At 69.8% G+C, this 21088-nt stretch carries 20 protein-coding genes; 17 read left to right on the top strand and 3 right to left on the bottom strand.

Going from position 1 to position 21088, the window contains the following annotated elements; all coding sequences use genetic code 11:
• Positions 1-77 precede the first annotated feature (77 nt).
• From pdxS to IE198_RS09105, 11 genes are all read left to right on the top strand, one after another.
• Positions 78-986, top strand: coding sequence for a pyridoxal 5'-phosphate synthase lyase subunit PdxS (pdxS, locus tag IE198_RS09155; protein WP_189884614.1), 909 nt, complete (start codon positions 78-80; stop codon positions 984-986).
• Positions 986-1585 (top strand): pyridoxal 5'-phosphate synthase glutaminase subunit PdxT, encoded by a 600-nt coding sequence (gene pdxT / locus IE198_RS09150; protein ID WP_189884612.1) that lies wholly within the window; start codon positions 986-988, stop codon positions 1583-1585. The genes pdxS and pdxT overlap by 1 nt, the downstream gene beginning before the upstream one ends.
• A 62-nt stretch (positions 1586-1647) precedes the next feature.
• On the top strand, positions 1648-2400 hold the full coding sequence (locus tag IE198_RS09145; RefSeq protein WP_189884610.1) for a YebC/PmpR family DNA-binding transcriptional regulator: 753 nt from the start codon (positions 1648-1650) through the stop codon (positions 2398-2400).
• A gap of 119 nt (positions 2401-2519) precedes the next feature.
• Entirely contained in the window at positions 2520-3062 is a 543-nt protein-coding gene (gene ruvC, locus IE198_RS09140; protein WP_189884608.1) for a crossover junction endodeoxyribonuclease RuvC, read from the top strand.
• Positions 3059-3667 carry a Holliday junction branch migration protein RuvA gene (gene ruvA / locus IE198_RS09135; protein WP_189884606.1) on the top strand — a complete coding sequence of 203 codons (609 nt, stop codon included), beginning with the start codon at positions 3059-3061 and terminating at the stop codon, positions 3665-3667. The genes ruvC and ruvA overlap by 4 nt, the downstream gene beginning before the upstream one ends.
• Before the next feature lie 186 nt (positions 3668-3853).
• Entirely contained in the window at positions 3854-4930 is a 1077-nt protein-coding gene (gene ruvB, locus IE198_RS09130; protein ID WP_189884604.1) for a Holliday junction branch migration DNA helicase RuvB, read from the top strand.
• Positions 4931-5092: 162 nt separating this feature from the next.
• Complete coding sequence (gene yajC / locus IE198_RS09125; protein WP_189884602.1) at positions 5093-5578, top strand: preprotein translocase subunit YajC; 486 nt, start codon at positions 5093-5095, stop codon at positions 5576-5578.
• Positions 5579-5731: 153 nt separating this feature from the next.
• Positions 5732-7513, top strand: a complete 1782-nt coding sequence (gene secD, locus IE198_RS09120) for a protein translocase subunit SecD (RefSeq protein WP_189884600.1) — start codon at positions 5732-5734, stop codon at positions 7511-7513.
• Between the two features lies 1 nt (position 7514).
• Positions 7515-8621: a protein translocase subunit SecF gene (secF, locus tag IE198_RS09115; protein WP_189884598.1), complete on the top strand. Its 1107-nt coding sequence runs from the start codon at positions 7515-7517 to the stop codon at positions 8619-8621.
• Positions 8618-9160, top strand: coding sequence for an adenine phosphoribosyltransferase (locus tag IE198_RS09110; RefSeq protein ID WP_189884596.1), 543 nt, complete (start codon positions 8618-8620; stop codon positions 9158-9160). The genes secF and IE198_RS09110 overlap by 4 nt, the downstream gene beginning before the upstream one ends.
• A gap of 190 nt (positions 9161-9350) precedes the next feature.
• Positions 9351-11834, top strand: coding sequence for a RelA/SpoT family protein (locus IE198_RS09105; RefSeq protein WP_189884594.1), 2484 nt, complete (start codon positions 9351-9353; stop codon positions 11832-11834).
• 56 nt (positions 11835-11890) lie between these two features.
• Here the strand turns inward: IE198_RS09105 and IE198_RS09100 are convergent, their stop codons facing one another.
• Positions 11891-13120, bottom strand: coding sequence for a DUF349 domain-containing protein (locus IE198_RS09100; protein ID WP_189884592.1), 1230 nt, complete (start codon positions 13118-13120; stop codon positions 11891-11893).
• Between the two features lie 174 nt (positions 13121-13294).
• Complete coding sequence (locus IE198_RS09095; RefSeq protein WP_189884590.1) at positions 13295-14074, bottom strand: peptidylprolyl isomerase; 780 nt, start codon at positions 14072-14074, stop codon at positions 13295-13297.
• Between the two features lie 161 nt (positions 14075-14235).
• Here IE198_RS09095 and IE198_RS09090 point away from each other — a divergent pair, with 161 nt between their 5' ends.
• The 4 genes from IE198_RS09090 (at position 14236) to IE198_RS09075 (ending at position 18446) form a co-directional block, all read left to right on the top strand.
• Positions 14236-14943, top strand: a complete 708-nt coding sequence (locus IE198_RS09090; RefSeq protein WP_189884588.1) for an MBL fold metallo-hydrolase — start codon at positions 14236-14238, stop codon at positions 14941-14943.
• 11 nt (positions 14944-14954) lie between these two features.
• Complete coding sequence (hisS, locus tag IE198_RS09085) at positions 14955-16217, top strand: histidine--tRNA ligase (protein WP_189884587.1); 1263 nt, start codon at positions 14955-14957, stop codon at positions 16215-16217.
• 172 nt (positions 16218-16389) lie between these two features.
• The gene (locus IE198_RS09080) at positions 16390-17034 is read left to right on the top strand and encodes a vitamin K epoxide reductase family protein (RefSeq protein ID WP_189884585.1); all 645 of its coding nucleotides are present in this window, start codon (positions 16390-16392) and stop codon (positions 17032-17034) included.
• 56 nt (positions 17035-17090) lie between these two features.
• Complete coding sequence (locus tag IE198_RS09075; protein WP_189884583.1) at positions 17091-18446, top strand: replication-associated recombination protein A; 1356 nt, start codon at positions 17091-17093, stop codon at positions 18444-18446.
• A 7-nt stretch (positions 18447-18453) separates the two neighbouring features.
• Here IE198_RS09075 and IE198_RS09070 read toward each other — a convergent pair whose 3' ends face one another.
• Positions 18454-19149, bottom strand: coding sequence for a DUF2470 domain-containing protein (locus tag IE198_RS09070; protein WP_189884581.1), 696 nt, complete (start codon positions 19147-19149; stop codon positions 18454-18456).
• Positions 19150-19337: 188 nt separating this feature from the next.
• On the opposite strand from IE198_RS09070, the gene rpsD reads away from it, so the two are divergent.
• Positions 19338-19952 (top strand): 30S ribosomal protein S4, encoded by a 615-nt coding sequence (gene rpsD, locus IE198_RS09065; protein ID WP_189884578.1) that lies wholly within the window; start codon positions 19338-19340, stop codon positions 19950-19952.
• A 699-nt stretch (positions 19953-20651) separates the two neighbouring features.
• Positions 20652-21083, top strand: coding sequence for a DUF948 domain-containing protein (locus IE198_RS09060; RefSeq protein ID WP_100106214.1), 432 nt, complete (start codon positions 20652-20654; stop codon positions 21081-21083).
• The last annotated feature ends 5 nt before the right edge of the window (positions 21084-21088 follow it).

Raw genomic sequence — 21088 nt, 5'->3', positions numbered from 1 at the left:
ATTGGCACTTGCAGTGGACTGGACGGCGCATGTTCCATCGGTGACGCATCACAACGTCGTCATCGAGTGAGGTACCCGTGTCCATCACCCCCATCCCGCAGACCCCCGAGACCGGCACCGCCCGCGTGAAGCGCGGCATGGCCGAGCAGCTCAAGGGCGGCGTGATCATGGACGTGGTCAACGCCGAGCAGGCAAAGATCGCGGAGGACGCCGGCGCAGTCGCCGTCATGGCGCTGGAGCGCGTGCCCGCCGACATCCGCAAGGACGGCGGCGTGGCCCGGATGTCCGACCCGAACATGATCGAGGAGATCATCGACGCGGTCTCCATCCCGGTGATGGCCAAGTCGCGCATCGGCCACTTCGTCGAGGCCCAGGTGCTGCAGTCCCTCGGCGTCGACTACATCGACGAGTCCGAGGTCCTCACCCCGGCCGACGAGGTCAACCACTCCGACAAGTGGGCCTTCACGACCCCCTTCGTCTGTGGCGCCACCAACCTGGGCGAGGCGCTGCGCCGTATCGCCGAGGGCGCGGCCATGATCCGCTCGAAGGGCGAGGCCGGCACCGGCAACGTCGTCGAGGCCGTCCGTCACCTGCGCCAGATCAAGAACGAGATCGCCAAGCTGCGCGGCTTCGACAACAACGAGCTGTACGCCGCCGCCAAGGAGCTCCGCGCCCCGTACGACCTGGTCAAGGAGGTCTCCGAGCTCGGCAAGCTGCCGGTCGTGCTGTTCTCCGCCGGTGGTGTGGCCACTCCCGCCGACGCCGCGCTGATGCGCCAGCTCGGTGCCGAGGGCGTGTTCGTCGGCTCGGGCATCTTCAAGTCGGGCGACCCCGCCAAGCGTGCCGCGGCCATCGTGAAGGCCACCACCTTCTACGACGACCCGAAGATCATCGCGGACGCGTCCCGCAACCTGGGCGAGGCCATGGTCGGCATCAACTGCGACACCCTGCCCGAGGCCGAGCGCTACGCGAACCGAGGCTGGTAATGACCACTCCCGACGTCCCTGTCATCGGGGTTCTGGCGCTGCAGGGCGACGTACGGGAGCACCTGATCGCCCTGGCCGCGGCCGATGCCGTGGCCAGGCCGGTCCGGCGCCCCGAGGAACTGGCGGAGGTCGACGCCCTGGTGATCCCGGGCGGCGAGTCCACGACCATCTCCAAGCTGGCCGTCCTGTTCGGCCTGATGGAACCCCTGCGCGAGCGGCTGCGCGCAGGCATGCCGGTCTACGGCACCTGCGCCGGTCTGATCATGCTCGCCGACAAGATCCTCGACCCGAGGTCGGGACAGGAGACGTTCGGCGGCATCGACATGATCGTCCGTCGTAACGCCTTCGGGCGGCAGAACGAGTCGTTCGAGGCGGCGGTCGACATCAAGGGCGTCGACGGCGATCCGGTCGAGGGCGTCTTCATCCGTGCGCCGTGGGTGGAGTCCGTCGGCGCGGAGGTGGAGGTGCTCGCGGAGCACGACGGCCACATCGTCGCCGTCCGTCAGGGCAACGCCCTGGCCACCTCGTTCCACCCGGAACTGACGGGCGACCACCGGGTTCACGGCCTGTTCGTGGACATGGTGCGCGCGGGCATGTGACGCGATCCCGGTAGGATCTCTCGGGTTCGTTCAGTAAAGGGTTACGCGAAGGAGACAGGCAGATGTCCGGCCACTCTAAATGGGCTACGACGAAGCACAAGAAGGCCGTGATCGACGCCAAGCGCGGCAAGCTCTTCGCGAAGCTGATCAAGAACATCGAGGTCGCAGCCCGTACCGGCGGCGCCGACCTGGACGGTAACCCCACCCTCTTCGACGCCGTGCAGAAGGCCAAGAAGAGCTCGGTCCCGAACAAGAACATCGACTCGGCGATCAAGCGCGGCGGTGGCCTCGAGGCCGGCGGCGTCGATTACGAGACGATCATGTACGAGGGCTACGGCCCGAACGGTGTCGCGGTGCTCATCGAGTGCCTGACCGACAACCGCAACCGCGCCGCCTCCGACGTCCGCGTCGCCATGACCCGCAACGGCGGTTCCATGGCCGACCCGGGCTCCGTGTCGTACCTCTTCAACCGCAAGGGCGTCGTGATCGTCCCCAAGGGCGAGTTGACCGAGGACGACGTCCTGGGTGCGGTGCTCGACGCGGGTGCCGAGGAGGTCAACGACCTCGGTGAGTCCTTCGAGGTGCTGAGCGAGGCCACCGACCTCGTCGCGGTCCGCACGGCACTGCAGGACAGCGGCATCGACTACGACTCGGCCGAGGCCAACTTCGTCCCGACCATGCAGGTCGAACTGGACGAGGAGGGCGCGCGCAAGATCTTCAAGCTCATCGACGCGCTCGAGGACAGCGACGACGTGCAGAACGTCTTCGCCAACTTCGACGTGTCCGACGATGTCATGGAGAAGGTCGACGCCTGACGCACCCTCATGGCCGCGTACGCGGACGGGCCGACGGGACACGCTCCCGTCGGCCCGTCCGTGCTTTGTCGGTGCCGACCGATAGCCTGCACAAACAGTTGAGCGAAGGAGGTGGGGGCGTGCGCGTGCTGGGGGTGGACCCGGGGCTCACCCGGTGCGGTGTCGGCGTCGTGGAGGGTGTCGCCGGCCGTCCGCTGACGATGCGCGGCGTCGGAGTCGTCCGGACGCCGGCCGATGCCGACTTGGGCAGCCGGCTGGTCGCCATCGAGCAGGGCATCGAGCAGTGGCTCGACGAGCACCGGCCCGAATTCGTCGCCGTGGAGCGGGTCTTCAGCCAGCACAATGTGCGGACGGTGATGGGCACCGCCCAGGCCAGCGCCGTCGCCATGCTCTGCGCGGCCAGGCGCGGCATCCCCGTTGCCCTGCACACCCCCAGCGAGGTCAAAGCAGCCGTCACCGGCAGCGGGCGCGCCGACAAGGCGCAGATCGGTGCGATGGTGACGAGGCTGCTGCGGCTCGACGCACCGCCGAAGCCGGCCGACGCCGCGGACGCACTCGCCCTCGCCATCTGCCACATCTGGCGCGCGCCCGCCCAGAACCGCCTCCAGCAAGCCGTCGCCGCACACCGCACGGCGTACGCATCGAAAGGCCGTACCGCATGATCGCCTTCGTGAACGGCCCTGTCGCCGCGCTCGCACCGACCACCGCCGTGATCGAGGTCGGCGGCATCGGCATGGCCGTCCAGTGCACCCCCGACACGCTGTCCACGCTGCGGATCGGCCAGACCGCGAAGCTCGCGACGTCGCTCGTCGTCCGCGAGGACTCGCTCACTCTGTACGGCTTCGCCGACGACGACGAGCGTCAGGTGTTCGAGCTGCTCCAGACGGCGAGCGGCGTCGGACCGAGGCTCGCGCAGGCGATGCTCGCCGTGCACAGCCCCGACGCGCTGCGGGTCGCCGTCGCCGGCGGCGACGAGAAGGCGCTGACCGCGGTGCCCGGCATCGGGAAGAAGGGCGCGCAGAAGCTGCTGCTCGAGTTGAAGGACCGGCTCGGGGAACCGCTGCGCTCCGCCCCCGCCGTCGGCTTCCCGGTCAGCCAGTCGTGGCGCGACCAGCTCCATGCGGCGCTGATCGGCCTCGGCTATGCGACGCGGGAGGCCGAGGAGGCGGTCACGGCGGTGGCTCCACAGGCGGAGATGATGGGGGCGACCCCGGAGGTGGGCCCGCTGCTACGGGCGGCGCTCCAGTCGCTGAACCGCGCCCGGTGACGTTCCCGCTGGGGAGGTCGCTTGCCCCCCGCCACTCCCCGAAACCGGAGCTCCGCCCCGGACCCCGCTTCACGGCGGCCGCGAAGGCGGCCCGTCCGGGCGAATCGCCCACGGCCGCCAGGCCGTAGGCCCCCGTCCCGCCCGCAGGACAACCGCACAGACCACCACCACAAAGGCAGACACCACGTGAACTGGGACGACGAGACGACGACCTCCACCGCCGCTGACGCGCGCCTGGTCGCGCCCGCCGCCGACGGTGAGGACAGCGCTGTCGAGGCGGCCCTGCGCCCCAAGAGTCTCGACGAGTTCGTCGGTCAGGAAAGGGTCCGCCAGCAGCTCGACCTCGTCCTCAGGGCGGCCCGTCAGCGCGGCGCCACGGCCGATCACGTCCTGCTGTCAGGGGCACCGGGTCTCGGCAAGACGACCCTGTCCATGATCATCGCCTCGGAGATGAACGCGCCGATCCGGATCACCTCCGGCCCGGCCATCCAGCACGCCGGCGATCTCGCGGCGATCCTCTCCTCGCTCCAGGAGGGAGAGGTCCTCTTCCTCGACGAGATCCACCGGATGTCCCGGCCCGCCGAGGAGATGTTGTACATGGCGATGGAGGACTTCCGCGTCGATGTCATCGTCGGCAAGGGGCCCGGCGCCACCGCCATTCCGTTGGAGCTGCCGCCCTTCACCCTGGTCGGCGCCACCACCAGGGCAGGCCTGCTGCCGCCACCGCTGCGCGACCGCTTCGGCTTCACCGCGCACATGGAGTTCTACGAGCCGGCCGAGCTCGAGCGCGTCGTGCACCGTTCCGCCCAGCTGCTCGACGTTGTGATCGACGCCGACGGTGCCGCCGAGATCGCCGGCCGCTCCCGCGGCACGCCCCGTATCGCCAACCGTCTGCTGCGCCGGGTCCGCGACTACGCGCAGGTGGAGGCCGACGGGCGGATCGACCGCGAGGTGGCCGCCGCGGCGTTGCAGGTGTACGAGGTCGACACGCGCGGCCTTGACCGGCTCGACCGTGCCGTGCTCCGGGCGCTGCTCAAACTGTTCGGCGGCGGGCCCGTCGGCCTGTCGACGCTGGCCGTCGCCGTGGGGGAGGAGCGGGAGACCGTCGAGGAGGTCGCGGAGCCGTTCCTGGTACGGGAGGGCCTGCTCGCCCGTACGCCTCGCGGCCGGGTCGCCACCCCCGCCGCCTGGGCGCACCTGGGCCTCACGCCGCCCCAGCAGGCGCAGGGCGCAAGCGGACAACAGGGTCTGTTCGGGACGTGACGGCGAGGAGACTCGCCCGACCAGGAACCACGGTGGGATGCTGAGCGTTGTTCCATCGATGCGGACTCGCTTAGACTCCGCCGATGCCGCCCTTACAGGTCGGCGTGCCCATCCCCGTAGATCGGCCGCTCGCTCAGCGCGGTCATGCGAAGGAATTCCCCCGTGGATATCTTGACCCTCCTCCCCTTCATCGTGCTCATCGGGGCCATGTTCCTGATGACCCGCTCCGCCAAGAAGAAGCAGCAGGCGGCCGCGCAGATGCGCGACCAGATGCAGCCCGGCACCGGCGTGCGGACCATCGGTGGCCTGTACGCCACTGTCAAGGAGGTCAACGACGACACGGTCCTCCTCGAGGCCGCTCCCGGCGTCCACCTGGTGTTCGCGAAGAACGCCATCGGTGCCGTGCTGACCGACGACGAGTACAACCGCATCGTTCACGGCGACGACGCATCGGACACCCACGTCGTCCCGGACGACGCCTCCTCGTTGACCGGCGCCGATGACGCCGACGACGCCGACGCCAAGCTCGACCTCGGCAAGAAGACCGAGAAGGCCGACGAGAGCGACACGGTCGAGAAGGCGGACGCGGCCGAGGACGGTGCCGAGCCCAAGGACGGCAAGGCCGACGGCGAGGCCGACGCGAAGTAGCCACGATCGGGGACCGCGGTGGCGCCGGGCAGGCGCCCCGGGCGGTCCCCGGGGCGTGCCGACTGATCGCGGGGGCAGGTCCCCACAACACTTCGTGGCCGCCACGGGCGCACACGCGGCGCCGTGGGCGGTTGGACAGGGAGAAACGAGAAGGTGGCAGCACCGAACAGGGGCCGAAGGCCCGCGGGGGCTCAGGGCAAGCCGGGGCGCGCCCTGGCTCTGATCCTGATCGCCATGGTCGCGCTCACGGGCGGGATGTTCGTGGCGGGGCAGTTCACGCCCCGTCTGGGCATCGACCTGGCGGGCGGTACGTCCATCACGCTCCAGGCCAAGAGCCTGCCCGGCCAGAAGAACGCGGTCAACGAGACCAACATGAACACGGCGGTCGGCATCATCGAGCGCCGTGTCAACGGTCTCGGTGTCTCCGAAGCCGAGGTTCAGACCCAGGGCGAGAGTCACATCATTGTGAACATCCCCAGGGGCACCAACTCCGAGCAGGCGCGTGAGCAGGTCGGCACCACCGCCCAGCTGTTCTTCCGGCCCGTTCTGACGGTCGCCCCGGGCGGCCCCGCGGCCCCCGAGGTCAAGCCGAGCGCCTCGTCCGGCGACAAGGCGAAGGAGGACAAGGAGAAGGAGACGGCCACCCCGCCGTCGGGCTCCCCGTCCTCCACCCCCTCGGCCGGTGCGACCACCCAGGGCCGCGCGGTCACCGACGGCCTCAAGGCGCCCGCGGCGAGCCCGAGCCCCTCCGGCTCCGACGAGCCGAAGGCCTCCGAGAGCCCGAAGCCCGGCGAGAGCCCCGCGCCGACGCCGTCCGCCGATCCCGCCGCCGGTGCGCTCGAGAAGCAGTTCACCGCTCTGGACTGCACCGACCCCAAGGCCCGCGGCAAGCTCGGCGACAACGTCAAGCCGTCGGACACGGCCCTCGCCTGCGGCAAGAACGGCGCCGACCAGTGGGAGAAGTACATCCTCGGTCCCGCCGAGGTGGACGGCAGGGACGTCGACGACGCCAAGGGCCAGCTCGACCAGCAGCGCGGTATGTGGATCGTCACCATGGACTTCACCGAAGCCGGTGCCAAGAAGTTCCAGAAGATCACCAGCCGGCTGTCCCAGCAGCAGCCCCCGATGAACCAGTTCGCCATCGTCCTCGACGGTGAAGTGGTCTCGGCCCCGCAGGTGAACCAGACCCTGAGCGCCAGCGCCGAGATCACCGGTGACTTCGACCAGGATTCCGCACAGAACCTGGGCAACATCCTCTCCTACGGCGCGCTGCCGCTGTCGTTCGAGGAGGACAGCGTCACGACCGTCACGGCCGCCCTCGGTGGCGAACAGCTCCAGGCAGGTCTGGTCGCCGGTGCGATCGGTCTCGCCCTCGTCGTCATCTACCTGGTCCTGTACTACCGGGGTCTGTCGCTGATCGCCCTGCTGAGCCTCGGCGTCTCCGCGATCCTGACGTACACGCTCATGACCCTGCTCGGCCCGGCCATCGGCTTCGCGCTCAACCTGCCGGCCGTGTGCGGCGCCATCGTCGCCATCGGTATCACCGCCGACTCGTTCATCGTCTACTTCGAACGCATCCGCGACGAGATCCGCGAAGGCCGCACCCTGCGCCCCGCGGTCGAGCGCGCCTGGCCGCGTGCCCGCCGCACCGTCCTGGTCTCCGACTTCGTGTCGTTCCTCGCCGCCGCGGTGCTGTTCGTGGTCACCGTCGGAAAGGTCCAGGGCTTCGCGTTCACGCTGGGCCTGACCACGCTGCTCGACGTGGTCGTGGTGTTCTTCTTCACCAAGCCGGTGATGACGCTCATGGCCCGCCGGAAGTTCTTCGCCAGCGGCCACCCGTGGTCCGGACTCGACCCGAAGCGGCTCGGCGCAAAGCCGCCGCTGCGCCGTTCGCGCCGTACCACCGCCCCGTCGACCGAACCGAAGGAGGCGTGAGATGTCCCGACTCGGCAATCTCGGCGCCAGGCTCTACCAGGGCGAGGTCGGCTACGACTTCGTCGGCAAGCGCAAGGTCTGGTACGGCGTCTCCATCCTGATCACGATCACCGCGATCGTCGCGCTGGCCGTGCAGGGCCTGAACATGGGCATCGAGTTCAAGGGCGGCGCCGTCTTCACCACGCCGAAGGCGGACGTCAGCGTCACCCAGGCCACGGAGGCGGCGGAGGAGATCTCCGACCACATCCCGATCGTCCAGGAGCTCGGCACCGGCGGTCTGCGCATCCAGATCAGCGGTGTGGACACGGCCGAGGCCGACCGTGTCCAGAAGGCGCTCGGCCAGGAGCTGGGCATCCCGGCGGACAAGATCAATGCCGACCTCGTCGGCCCCAGCTGGGGCGAGCAGATCGCCAACAAGGCCTGGACCGGCCTCGGCGTCTTCATGCTCCTCGTCGTGGTCTACCTGGCCATTGCCTTCGAGTGGCGCATGGCCGTCGCGGCCCTGGTCGCACTGATCCACGACATCACCATCACGGTCGGCATCTACGCCCTCGTCGGGTTCGAGGTCACCGTCGGTACGGTCATCGGTCTGCTGACGATCCTCGGTTACTCGCTGTACGACACGGTGGTCGTCTTCGACAGCCTCAAGGAGAGCTCGAAGGACATCACCAAGCAGACCCGCTTCACCTACAGCGAGATCGCCAACCGCAGCATCAACGGCACCCTGGTGCGCTCCATCAACACCACGGTCGTCGCGCTGCTGCCGGTCGCCGGCCTCCTCTTCATCGGTGGCGGCGTCCTCGGCGCGGGCATGCTCAACGACATCTCGCTGTCGCTGTTCGTCGGTCTCGCGGCCGGTGCCTACTCCTCGATCTTCATTGCCACCCCGCTCGTCGCCGACCTCAAGGAACGCGACCCGCAGATGAAGGCCCTGAGAAAGCGGGTGCTCGCCAAGCGGGCGGCCGCCGAGTCGAAGGGCGAGTCCGGGGACCGGGCGGACGAGCAGGCCGTGCCGGTGGACGACGCACCCGGCGAGGCCGCGACCGCCGGAGCGGTCGTCGGACCGCGCGGCCGCGGCCGCAACCGCCCCTCGGGCAGGCGTCGATGACGGTGAACACCCAGGAGCTGCTGCTCAGCCGCATCCGGGACGTCGCGGACTATCCGAAGCCGGGCGTGATGTTCAAGGACATCACGCCGCTGCTCGCCGACCCGGCCGCGTTCACGGCGCTGACCGACGCACTGAGCGAGTTCTGCGTGCGCAACGGGGCGACGAAGATCGTGGGCCTCGAGGCCCGCGGCTTCATCCTCGCCGCCCCGGTCGCCGTCCGTGCCGGCCTCGGGTTCATCCCGGTGCGCAAGGCGGGCAAGCTCCCCGGGGCGACGCTCTCCCAGGCGTACGAGCTGGAGTACGGCACCGCCGAGATCGAGGTGCACGCCGAGGACCTCAGAGCGGGCGACCGCGTCGTGGTCATCGACGACGTCCTCGCCACCGGCGGCACCGCGGAGGCGTCCCTGGAACTGGTCCGCCGCGCGGGAGCGGACGTCGCCGGCGTCGTCGTACTGATGGAACTGGGATTCCTGGGCGGCCGGCCCCGGCTCGAGCCATCGCTGGCCGGTGCGCCGCTGGAGGCCCTGATCACCTTGTGACGCGCGTGTGAGCTGCGGATTCACCGTTGGGCTCGCACATCGATCCGCCGAGACGGGCACCTGGGAAACACCCGGGTGCCCGTCTCGCGTTGTGAGAGGCTCCTGTCCCCGCGCGATCGGGACCGCCGAGGTCGATACCATGGGCTTTCCGGGCCTGTCCGGGGGACCCGGAACCGCACGAGGAGCGCTCTTGCCAGACGAGGCCCAGCCCGCCGCCGCGCAGCCCGACCAGAAGGCCGACAAGGCCGCGGCATCCCCTGTCACGCCCGAGCCGAAGCGGACGGAGAGGCCGGGCCCGGCCGCGCCCGAGCGAGTGAGCCAGGTCCCCGTCACCGCCCCGAAGCCGCTCCCGGCCGGCCCCGCCCGCACCGGCGGTTCCTCGAACCGCGTGCGCGCCCGTCTCGCACGCCTGGGCGTGCAGCGCTCCTCGCCGTACAACCCGGTTCTCGAGCCGCTGCTGCGGATCGTGCGCAGCAACGACCCCAAGATCGAGACGTCCACCCTGCGCCAGGTGGAGAAGGCGTACCAGGTCGCGGAGCGCTGGCACCGCGGCCAGAAGCGCAAGAGCGGCGACCCGTACATCACTCATCCGCTCGCCGTGACCACCATCCTCGCCGAGCTCGGCATGGATCCGGCGACCCTGATGGCCGGGCTGCTGCACGACACGGTCGAGGACACCGAGTACGGGCTCGACCAGCTGCGCCGTGACTTCGGCGACTCGGTCGCGCTCCTCGTCGACGGTGTCACCAAGCTCGACAAGGTGAAGTTCGGTGAGGCCGCCCAGGCCGAGACCGTGCGCAAGATGGTCGTCGCCATGGCCAAGGACCCGCGCGTCCTGGTCATCAAGCTCGCCGACCGGCTCCACAACATGCGCACCATGCGCTATCTCAAGCGGGAGAAGCAGGAGAAGAAGGCCCGCGAGACCCTTGAGATCTACGCGCCCCTGGCCCACCGGCTGGGCATGAACACCATCAAGTGGGAGCTCGAGGACCTCGCCTTCGCGATCCTCTACCCCAAGATGTACGACGAGATCGTGCGCCTCGTCGCCGAGCGCGCGCCCAAGCGCGACGAGTACCTCGCCATAGTGACCGACGAGGTCCAGTCGGACCTGCGCGCCGCTCGCATCAAGGCGACCGTCACCGGCAGGCCCAAGCACTACTACAGCGTCTACCAGAAGATGATCGTCCGCGGCCGTGACTTCGCGGAGATCTACGACCTGGTGGGCATCCGTGTCCTCGTCGACACGGTCCGCGACTGCTACGCGGCCCTCGGCACCGTGCACGCGCGATGGAACCCGGTCCCCGGCCGGTTCAAGGACTACATCGCGATGCCCAAGTTCAACATGTATCAGTCGCTGCACACCACGGTCATCGGCCCCAACGGCAAGCCCGTCGAGCTGCAGATCCGCACCTTCGACATGCACCGCCGCGCCGAGTACGGCATCGCCGCGCACTGGAAGTACAAGCAGGAGACCGTCGCCGGCGCATCCAAGATCCGCACCGACGTCCCCAAGGCCGGCAAGGGAACCGCCGGCCAGGACACCGTCAACGACATGGCCTGGCTGCGGCAGCTGCTGGACTGGCAGAAGGAGACCGAGGACCCCGGCGAGTTCCTGGAGTCGCTGCGCTTCGACCTCTCCCGCAACGAGGTCTTCGTCTTCACGCCCAAGGGCGACGTCATAGCGCTCCCCGCGGGCGCCACCCCCGTCGACTTCGCCTACGCAGTGCACACAGAAGTGGGCCACCGGACCATAGGCGCCCGCGTCAACGGGCGGCTCGTACCGCTCGAGTCGACCCTCGACAACGGCGACCTGGTGGAGGTCTTCACCTCCAAGGCCGAGGGCGCCGGACCCTCCCGCGACTGGCTCGGCTTCGTCAAGTCGCCACGCGCCCGCAACAAGATCCGCGCCTGGTTCTCCAAGGAGCGCCGGGACGAGGCCATCGAGCAGGGCAAGGACGCCATCGCGCGGGCCATGCGCAAGCAGAACCTGCCGATCCAGCGGATCCTCACCGGCGACTCCCTGGTCACCCTCGCGCACGAGATGCGCTACCCGGACATCTCCTCGCTGTACGCGGCCATCGGCGAAGGCCACGTGGCCGCCCAGGGCGTCGTGCAGAAACTGGTGCAGGCCCTCGGCGGTGAAGAGGCCGCCAACGAGGACATCGCCGAGTCCACTCCGCCGTCCCACGGCCGCGGCAAGCGCCGCAAGAGCGCCGACCCCGGTGTCGTGGTCAAGGGTGTCGAGGACGTGTGGGTCAAGCTCGCCCGCTGCTGTACGCCGGTACCGGGCGACCCGATCATCGGCTTCGTCACGCGTGGCAGCGGCGTCTCAGTGCACCGCGCGGACTGCGTCAACGTCGACTCGCTCTCGCAACAGCCCGAACGGATCCTCGACGTCGAATGGGCCCCGACGCAGTCGTCGGTCTTCCTCGTCGCCATCCAGGTCGAGGCGCTGGACCGCTCCCGGCTGCTGTCCGACGTGACCCGGGTCCTGTCCGATCAGCACGTCAACATCCTCTCGGCGGCCGTGCAGACCTCCCGCGACCGGGTGGCCACCTCACGCTTCACCTTCGAGATGGGCGACCCCAAGCACCTCGGCCACGTCCTCAAGGCCGTCAGGGGCGTGGAGGGCGTGTACGACGTCTACCGCGTGACGTCGGCCCGGCGGCCCTAGCGGCACGCGGGAAGGGGCCCGGTACGCATCCGTACGGGCCCCTTCCACGTGCTTGCTCAGCCCCCGAACTCCTGCAGGCCCTTCAGCGCCTGGTCCAGCAGCGCCTGCCGGCCCTCGAGTTCCTTGGCGAGCTTGTCCGCCCTGGCGTTGTTGCCGGAGGCGCGGGCCGCGTCGATCTGTCCACGCAGCTTGTCGACGGCCGCCTGCAGCTGGCCGGTCAGACCCTCGGCACGCGCACGCGCCTCCGGGTTCGTCCGGCGCCACTCGTTCTCCTCGGACTCCTGCAGGGCCCGCTCCACCGCGTGCATCCGGCCCTCGACCTTGGGACGGGCGTCACGCGGCACATGGCCGATGGCCTCCCAGCGCTCGTTGATCGAACGGAAGGCGGCACGGGCGGCCTTCAGATCGGTCACCGGCACCAGCTTCTCCGCCTCGGCAGCGAGCTCCTCCTTCAGCTTGAGGTTCTCCGCCTGCTCCGCGTCACGCTCTGCGAAAACACCGCTGCGCGCCGCGAAGAAGACGTCCTGGGCACCGCGGAAACGGTTCCACAGGTCATCCTCCGCCTCGCGCTGTGCACGGCCCGCGGCTTTCCACTGCGCCATCAGGTCCCGGTAACGGGCCGCGGTGACGCCCCAGTCGGTGGAACCGGAGAGCGCCTCGGCCTCCGCGACCAGCCGCTCCTTGGTCCGGCGCGCCTCCTCGCGCTGCGCGTCCAGTGACGCGAAGTGCGCCTTGCGGCGCTTGGAGAACGCGGAACGGGCGTGCGAGAAGCGGTGCCACAGCTCGTCGTCGGACTTCCGGTCGAGCCTGGGCAGGCCCTTCCAGGTGTCCACCAGCGCACGCAGCCGCTCACCGGCCGACCGCCACTGCTCGCTCTGCGCCAGCTCCTCGGCCTCGGTGACCAGTGCCTCCTTGGCCCGGCGCGCCTCGTCGGTCTGCTTCGCCCTCTGGGCCTTGCGCTCCTCGCGGCGCTTGTCGACCGTCTCCACCAGCGCGTCGAGGCGCACCCGAAGTGCCTGGAGGTCGCCCACCGCGTGGTGCTCGTCCACCTGCTGACGCAGATGGTCGATGGCGGTCTGCGCGTCCTTGGCCGACAGGTCGGTCGTCTTCACCCGCCGTTCGAGGAGGCCGATCTCGACCACCAGGCCCTCGTACTTGCGCTCGAAGTAGGCCAGAGCCTCCTCTGGAGTCCCGGCCTGCCACGATCCGACGACCTGCTCGCCCTCGGCAGTACGCACGTACACGGTGCCCGTCTCGTCGACGCGGCCCCACGGGTCGCTGCTCACAGCGCCTCCTCAACCTGATGCCGACGAGGGGTCGTCCCCCCGGGCATCGTCCACAGTTTCCCGGACGGGCCTCGCCCGCCCTCCACAGCGCGCGTCAGCACACGCTGCACAACGCCCAATCTAGGCGACCGGCCGCCCGGCTGTCCGCACTCAGCGCGACCGAAATTGTGCCGCTCACACCTTCGTGACCGTGGCCTTCTCGACGGCGACCGCCTTCTTCGGGGGGCCGTCCGTGCCGCCGCCCTCGACTCCGGCCTTCGCCACGTCGTTCACGACTTTCAGACCCTTGTCGTCGATCGTCCCGAACGGGGTGTAGGCGGGGGGCAGTTTGGTGTCCTTGTAGACGAGGAAGAACTGGCTGCCGCCCGAGTTCGGCTGGCTGGTGTTCGCCATCGCGACCGTCCCCGCCGGGAACGTCACCGTGCCGTCGGCCGCCGGCTTGCCGAGGCCCCCCAGGTTCTCGTCGGGGATCGTGTAGCCGGGACCGCCGGTGCCGTCGCCCTTCGGGTCTCCGCACTGCAGGACGAAGATGTTCTGCGTGGTCAGACGGTGACACTTCGTACCGTCGAAGTAGCCCTTGTCCGCCAGCGACTTGAACGAGTTCACCGTGTGCGGCGTCTTCGCGGCGTCCATGGCGATCGCGATGTCGCCCTGGTTCGTCTTGATCGCGAACGAGTACTTGGCCTTCTTGTCGATCGCCATCGCCGGCTCGGGATTGCTGCTCTTCGAGGGTGAGGAACTCGGCGGAAGGTCGAGCGGCGCGGCGTCGTCCTTCTTGTCGCCGGTGAGGCCCATGGCGTAGACGGCACCGCCCGCGCAGAGCACAACGGCGACCGCCGCCGCGATGGCCGAGTTGCGCATCTTGGCCTTCCTCCGCGCCTGCTCCCGACGCTGCTGCTGGCGCTCGAACTTCTCCCTGGCGAGCTGCCGCCGCCGCTGATCGCTGCTGACCACCGGGTCTTCTCCTTGTAGGTCTGGTACGTCGCGTAGTGATAACCGCCGAGCCTGCCCCGTACCGTATACGGGTTGGCTGTGGGATGAGCAGCGCCGGTAGGCTCTGATCTGCTGCAATCCATCGCATCAGCTGTCCGACGACAACCGAACTGAGGACGATCGTGCTTATTGCCGGGTTCCCCGCCGGGGCCTGGGGGACCAACTGCTACCTGGTCGCCCCCGCCGCAGGCGAGGAGTGCGTGATCATCGACCCGGGCCACCAGGCCACCGAGGGTGTCGAGGAAGCGCTGAAGAAGCATCGGCTCAAGCCCGTCGCCGTCGTCCTCACCCACGGTCACATCGACCACGTCGCCTCCGTCGTCCCGGTGTGCGGTGCCCACGACGTACCGGCCTGGATCCACCCCGAGGACCGCTACATGATGAGTGACCCGGAGAAGGCTCTGGGGCGCTCCATCGGGATGCCACTGATGGGCGAGCTCACCGTGGGCGAGCCCGACGACGTCAAGGAGCTCACGCACGGTGCCGCGCTCAGCCTCGCCGGCCTCGATTTCTCCGTCGCCCATGCGCCCGGTCATACCAAGGGGTCGGTGACCTTCCGGATGCCCGAGTCCGCGGACGTTCCGTCCGTGTTCTTCTCGGGCGACCTGCTGTTCGCCGGCTCCATCGGACGCACGGACCTGCCCGGCGGCGACATGGACGAGATGCTCGAGTCGCTGGCCCGGGTGTGCCTGCCGCTCGACGACTCGACCGTGGTGCTGTCCGGCCACGGCCCCCAGACGACCATCGGCCGTGAGCGCGCCACCAATCCGTACCTGCGTGAGGTGGCCGCCGGCCACGGGAGCCTGGAAGCTCCCCGACGAGGAATGTGACGAGAGATTCCGTGAGCACCTTCAAGGCCCCCAAGGGCACCTTCGACCTGCTTCCGCCGTCGTCCGCGACGTATCTGGCGGTGCGCGAGGCCATCGCCGCGCCGCTGAAGACCTCCGGTTACGGATACATCGAGACGCCCGGCTTCGAGGACGTCTCCCTCTTCTCGCGCGGCGTCGGCGAGTCCACCGACATCGTCACCAAGGAGATGTACACGCTCACCACCAGGGGCGGCACCGAGCTCGCGCTGCGCCCGGAGGGCACGGCGTCCGTGCTGCGCGCGGCGCTGGAGGGCAACCTGCACAAGGCCGGGAATCTTCCGGTGAAGCTCTGGTACTCGGGCTCGTACTACCGCTACGAGCGCCCGCAGAAGGGCCGGTACAGGCACTTCTCCCAGGTCGGCGCCGAGGCGATCGGCGCGGAGGACCCGGCGCTGGACGCAGAGCTGATCATCCTGGCCGACCAGGCGTACCGATCGCTGGGGCTGCGCAACTTCCGCATCCTGCTCAACTCGCTCGGCGACAAGGAGTGCCGCCCCGTCTACCGCGAGGCGCTGCAGACCTTCCTGCGCGACCTCGACCTCGACGAGGACACCCGCCGCCGTATCGAGATCAACCCGCTGCGGGTCCTCGACGACAAGCGGGACGCCGTGCAGAAGCAGCTGGTGGGCGCGCCGATGCTGCGCGACTACCTGTGTGACGCGTGCAAGGCGTACCACGAGGAGGTGCGGGCGCTGCTGCAGGCGGCCGGCGTCTCCTTCGAGGACGACGAGAAGCTGGTGCGCGGCCTCGACTACTACACGCGCACCACGTTCGAGTTCGTCCACGACGGTCTCGGCTCGCAGTCCGCGGTGGGCGGCGGCGGCCGCTACGACGGTCTGTCCGAGATGATCGGCGGCCCCGCGCTGCCGTCCGTCGGCTGGGCGCTGGGCGTGGACCGCACCGTGCTGGCGCTGGAGGCGGAGGGTGTCGAGCTGGAGATCCCGGCCGCCACCAGCGTGTATGCGGTCCCGCTCGGCGAGGAGGCGCGGCGCCTCCTGTTCGGCGTCGTGACCGAGCTGCGCAAGGCGGGCGTCGCCGCCGACTTCTCGTACGGCGGGAGGGGCCTCAAGAGCGCGATGAAGAACGCCAACCGCAGCGGCGCCCGGTACGCGATCATCGGCGGTGAGCGCGATCTCGCCGAGGGCGTGGTCCAGCTCAAGGACATGGAGTCCGGCGAGCAGGAGCCGGTGGCGCTCGCCGATCTGGTCGCACAGGTGCGGGCCAGGCTCGGCTGACGAAGTGCGGTGCGGGGGCCCGGGGCGGACAACTGCCCCGGGCTCTCGGCGCGTTGTGCCTGAGAGCGGCGGCCTCCTTCGGGTGTTCCTTATCCGGATCGAACGGAGCGAACCCGGTCCGGTACGGCACAATGACCCTGCCCGGCAGACCAGCGAGCGACGGAACGGCGATATGACGACTGCAGCAGTTGACGGGGTGTCTTCCGACCACGGCGTGTCCGGTGCCCGTCACGTCGGCGGCAGTCGTGCCCTCGCCTGGCTGCTGGTCGTCACGGGCGCGGCCGGTGTACTGGCCGCGTGGGTCATCACCATCGACAAGTTCAAGATCCTCGAGGCGAAGATCGCCGGGACCACCTTCACGCCCGGCTGCAGCCTCAACCCGGTGGTCTCCTGCGGGAGCGTCATGGAGAGCGACCAGGCCGCGGTCTTCGGTTTCCCCAACCCGATGCTCGGGCTCGTCACCTACGGCATCGTGGTCTGCGTCGGTGTGAGCCTGCTGGCCGGTGCCCGGTTCTCCCGCTGGTACTGGCTGACCTTCAACGCGGGCACGCTCTTCGGTGTCGGCTTCTGCGCCTGGCTGACGCAGCAGTCGCTGTACGAGATCAACGCGCTGTGCCTGTGGTGCTGCCTGGCCTGGGTCGCCACGATCTTCATGTTCTGGTACGTGACCTCGCACAACGTCCGCCAAGGGCTGCTGCCCGCCCCCACCTGGGTGCGGGGCTTCCTCGACGAGTTCACCTGGGTTCTCCCGGTCCTGCACATCGGTGTGATCGGGATGCTGATCCTGACCCGCTGGTGGGACTTCTGGACCGGCTGACCGGGTCCGGCCGACGGGAGCCGGCGCTGTCAGTGGGCTGACATAGGCTTCACAGCGTGGAGCCCGACCTCTTTACCGCCGCAGCCGAAGAACGCCAGGAGAAGGATCCGACCAGCAGCCCGCTGGCGGTCCGGATGCGTCCGCGCACCCTGGACGAGGTCGTCGGCCAGCAGCATCTGCTCAAGCCCGGATCACCGCTGCGCCGTCTGGTCGGCGAGGGCGGTGGAGGGCCGGCCGGGGTCTCGTCGGTGATCCTTTGGGGCCCGCCCGGCACCGGCAAGACCACGCTCGCCCATGTCGTCTCCAGGGCGACCAACAAGCGCTTCGTCGAGCTCTCCGCGATCACGGCGGGCGTCAAGGAGGTCCGGGCGGTCATCGAGGGCGCGAAGCGCGCCGCCGGCGGCTTCGGCAAGGAGACGGTCCTCTTCCTGGACGAGATCCACCGCTTCTCCAAGGCGCAGCAGGACTCGCTGCTGCCCGCCGTGGAGAACCGCTGGGTCACCCTGATCGCCGCCACCACGGAGAACCCCTACTTCTCGGTGATCTCGCCGCTGCTCTCCCGTTCGCTGCTGCTGACGCTGGAGTCCCTGACCGACGACGACGTCCGCGGTCTGCTGCGCCGTGCGCTCGCCGAGGACCGGGGGCTCGGCGGCGCCGTGTCGCTGCCCGAGGACGCGGAGGCGCATCTGCTGCGCATCGCGGGCGGTGACGCCCGCCGGGCGCTGACCGCGCTGGAGGCCGCGGCCGGTGCGGCCCTCGACAAGGGCGAGGACGCCATAAGTCTGCTGACCGTGGAGGAGACCGTCGACCGGGCGGCCGTGAAGTACGACCGGGACGGCGATCAGCACTACGACGTCGCCAGCGCGCTCATCAAGTCGATCCGCGGCTCCGACGTGGACGCGGCGCTGCACTATCTTGCGCGGATGATCGAGGCGGGGGAGGACCCGCGGTTCATCGCCCGGCGGCTGATGATCTCGGCGAGCGAGGACATCGGGCTGGCCGACCCGACCGCCCTTCCGACCGCCGTGGCGGCAGCCCAGGCGGTCGCCATGATCGGCTTCCCCGAGGCCGCGCTGACCCTCAGCCATGCCACCATCGCCCTCGCGCTCGCCCCCAAGTCGAACGCGGCGACGACGGCGATCTCGGCCGCCCAGCAGGACGTGCGCAACGGCCTGGCCGGTCCGGTCCCGCCGCATCTGCGCGACGGCCACTACAAGGGCGCGGCCAAGCTCGGCCACGCCCAGGGCTATGTGTATCCGCACGACGTCCCGGGCGCCATCGCCGCCCAGCAGTACGCTCCGGACGCGGTCCACGGCCGGCGGTACTACGAGCCGACGCGCTACGGCGCGGAGGCTCGGTACGCGGACGTGGTGGAGAGGGTGCGCGAGCGCCTGCGCGGCGAGGAGGGCTGACCGGGGGTCAGCCGGACGCCGCCTCGAAGAGGGTGCGCATGGCGCGACGCAGTTCCGGGACGTCAGCCACCGGGACGGGGAAGTCGAAGCGCGCGTCGAAGCAGCGCTCGCCGGTGAACCGCACTCGCAGCCCGAACCGGTCCAGCGCGAGCGGTACCGCACGCCGGCCGGTCGTGGACCGGCTGCCTGCCCTGTCGCCGAGCAGCGAGCCGAGCGCCTGCACCTGATCGCTGTGCGCCGAGGCCAGATGCTGCAGGAGTTCGGTCTCGTGGGCCACGATGGGATCGGCGGACGCGCTCGCGAACGCCTCCGGCTCCACGTGCGAGGCGCCCCACAGGTCGTCCACGCTCGCCTCGCCGACCTCCAGGCGCAGCATCATGTACCCGGGCTCGGCCGCCAGGCCGGGCATGCGGGTCAGCCAGCCGGAGATCCAGGCGCGCCCCCGGATACGGTTCGGGACGGCGACCGGCGCGACGTCGGTGAGCTCGAGCACGGCGGACAGTTCGTCGTCCTGCGCGTGGGTTGCGGCCCGGACGGCGGGCGAGTCGGCCGGGAACAGCAGGAAGACCTCGCCGTCGGCCCCGACGGCCCTGGCCTGCGGGCTCAGCTGCTCCGGGCGGGCGCCTTCCAGCCCGGGCACGAGCACCATGGCTGAGCATGTACTCTGTACGAGAGTTCGTGTGCGCTCGGCTGCTGACGGCATCCGAGTGATTTCAAGCCCGCTGGGACGCGGCTGACCATGAGCTGATCGGACCTCCGTCACCTCGATGCTCGCAGAAGCATCGGCGTTCTTTGTGCTGTCCGTGATGCGCTTGGTGTTCCCAGGGCGAGACATGCGATCTCCTTGAGTAAGGTGAGCCTAACCTAACCTACAACGGAGGTCTGGAGAACGTGCCTAACCAGTCGCGTCCCAAGGTCAAGAAGTCGCGTGCCCTCGGTATCGCCCTGACGCCGAAGGCTGTCAAGTACTTCGAAGCCCGCCCCTACCCGCCGGGCGAGCACGGCCGTGGCCGCAAGCAGAACTCGGACTACAAGGTCCGTCTGCTCGAGAAGCAGCGTCTGCGCGCGCAGTACGACATCAGCGAGAAGCAGATGGCCCGCGCCTACGACCGCGCCCGCAAGGCCGAGGGCAAGACGGGCGAGGCCCTGGTCATCGAGCTCGAGCGTCGTCTCGACGCCCTGGTCCTGCGTTCGGGTATCGCCCGCACCATCTACCAGGCCCGTCAGATGGTCGTCCACGGCCACATCGAGGTCAACGGTGGCAAGGTCGACAAGCCGTCGTTCCGCGTCCGTCCCGACGACGTCGTGATGGTCCGCGAGCGCTCCCGCGAGAAGGCCCTGTTCCACGTCGCTCGTGAGGGTGGCTTCGCCGCCGACGGTGAGACGCCGCGCTACCTGCAGGTCAACCTCAAGGCCCTGGCGTTCCGCCTGGACCGCGACCCGCAGCGCAAGGAAGTTCCGGTCATCTGCGACGAGCAGCTGGTCGTCGAGTACTACGCCCGCTGATCTGGGGCACCTCCCGGCGATAGCGCCGGGGGAATAGCCGCTCAGAGCGCTTCAGCCCGCCGCTTGCCCGCCATTCCCGGTGGGGGAGCCGGCGGGCTGCCGCTTTTGTGGGTCGCACACGCCGCGGCCCCACCGGTCGAGTTCTCGTGACCGGCCCGTGCGGCCCGGTCGGGCACCGTTCCAGCCGGCTGGCCGGCCTTCCGCCAAGTCGGCCGCACAGGCGACCCGGTGGAGCGACAGGGCACCCGCCGGATGCCGTCCCAGGTGCGCTTGCCGAAGGTCGCACTGGCACAGCTCCAGCGGCGCCCGCAGACCGGTGAGCGTGCTGCCTCCTCGGCCTGGCGCGGGCCGAACCTTCGAGCTGGCACCAGGTGGCGAGTTCCAGGTGCCCGTCGCGGGGAGTCTGCGCAGCCGCTCGGCGCCGCCGATCGCCTCGAGCCACTCGGCCCCGTAGGCGCGGACCGCGTCCGCAGCCCGGCGGCTCGGCCGGCCCGGACTCCTCGCGACGGACCCCGGACCGGGCGACCAGGCCTTTCGCATGGGAACACACAGCGGAATCATGCATGAGCACCGCGTACAATCGGCCCGCGGCAACGGCCCGCTGCGCGCGGGTAATGCGGTACGGCCCGCCGTCTGGGGCGCGATAGGCTCGGAGGACCATTTCTCGAGTACCCGAAGACGAGCAGAGAGCGGTGCGCAGTGACCGGTGGAGAGGTTGCCGGGATTCTGGTGGCCGTCTTCTGGGCGATCTTGGTCTCCTTCCTCGCCGTGGTACTGGTGAGGCTGGCCCAGACGCTCAGGGCGACCACCAAACTCGTGGCGGACGTGACCGAACAGGCGGTGCCCCTGCTGGCCGACGCCTCCGCGACGGTGCGCTCCGCACAGACCCAGCTCGACCGGGTCGACGCCATCGCGACGGACGTCCAGGAGGTCACCTCCAACGCCTCCGCGCTCTCCACGACGGTCGCCTCCACCTTCGGCGGCCCGCTCGTCAAGGTCGCGGCGTTCGGCTACGGCGTCCGCCGTGCCATGAGCCGCAAGGGCGACGACAAGCCGGCCGCACCGTCGCGTCGCGCCGTCGTCGTGGGCCGCACCGTGCCGGGTGCCCGGCGCAAGGACCGGAAGGGCTGAGGCAG

Origin of the sequence: Streptomyces xantholiticus (genome assembly GCF_014651015.1) — a bacterium.
Lineage (GTDB): Bacteria > Actinomycetota > Actinomycetes > Streptomycetales > Streptomycetaceae > Streptomyces > Streptomyces xantholiticus.
Note: the sequence above shows the minus strand (reverse complement) of the source record. Positions and strands in the feature narration are given on the sequence as shown.

Excerpts from the sequence above, each read along its gene's own strand:
- pdxT (WP_189884612.1), top strand. The coding sequence starts at position 986 with ATGACCACTCCCGACGTCCCTGTCATCGGGGTTCTGGCGCTGCAGGGC.
- IE198_RS09145 (WP_189884610.1), top strand. The coding sequence starts at position 1,648 with ATGTCCGGCCACTCTAAATGGGCTACGACGAAGCACAAGAAGGCCGTG.
- ruvA (WP_189884606.1), top strand. The coding sequence starts at position 3,059 with ATGATCGCCTTCGTGAACGGCCCTGTCGCCGCGCTCGCACCGACCACC.
- secF (WP_189884598.1), top strand. The coding sequence starts at position 7,515 with ATGTCCCGACTCGGCAATCTCGGCGCCAGGCTCTACCAGGGCGAGGTC.
- IE198_RS09110 (WP_189884596.1), top strand. The coding sequence starts at position 8,618 with ATGACGGTGAACACCCAGGAGCTGCTGCTCAGCCGCATCCGGGACGTC.
- IE198_RS09080 (WP_189884585.1), top strand. The coding sequence starts at position 16,390 with ATGACGACTGCAGCAGTTGACGGGGTGTCTTCCGACCACGGCGTGTCC.
- IE198_RS09070 (WP_189884581.1), bottom strand. The coding sequence starts at position 19,149 with ATGCCGTCAGCAGCCGAGCGCACACGAACTCTCGTACAGAGTACATGC.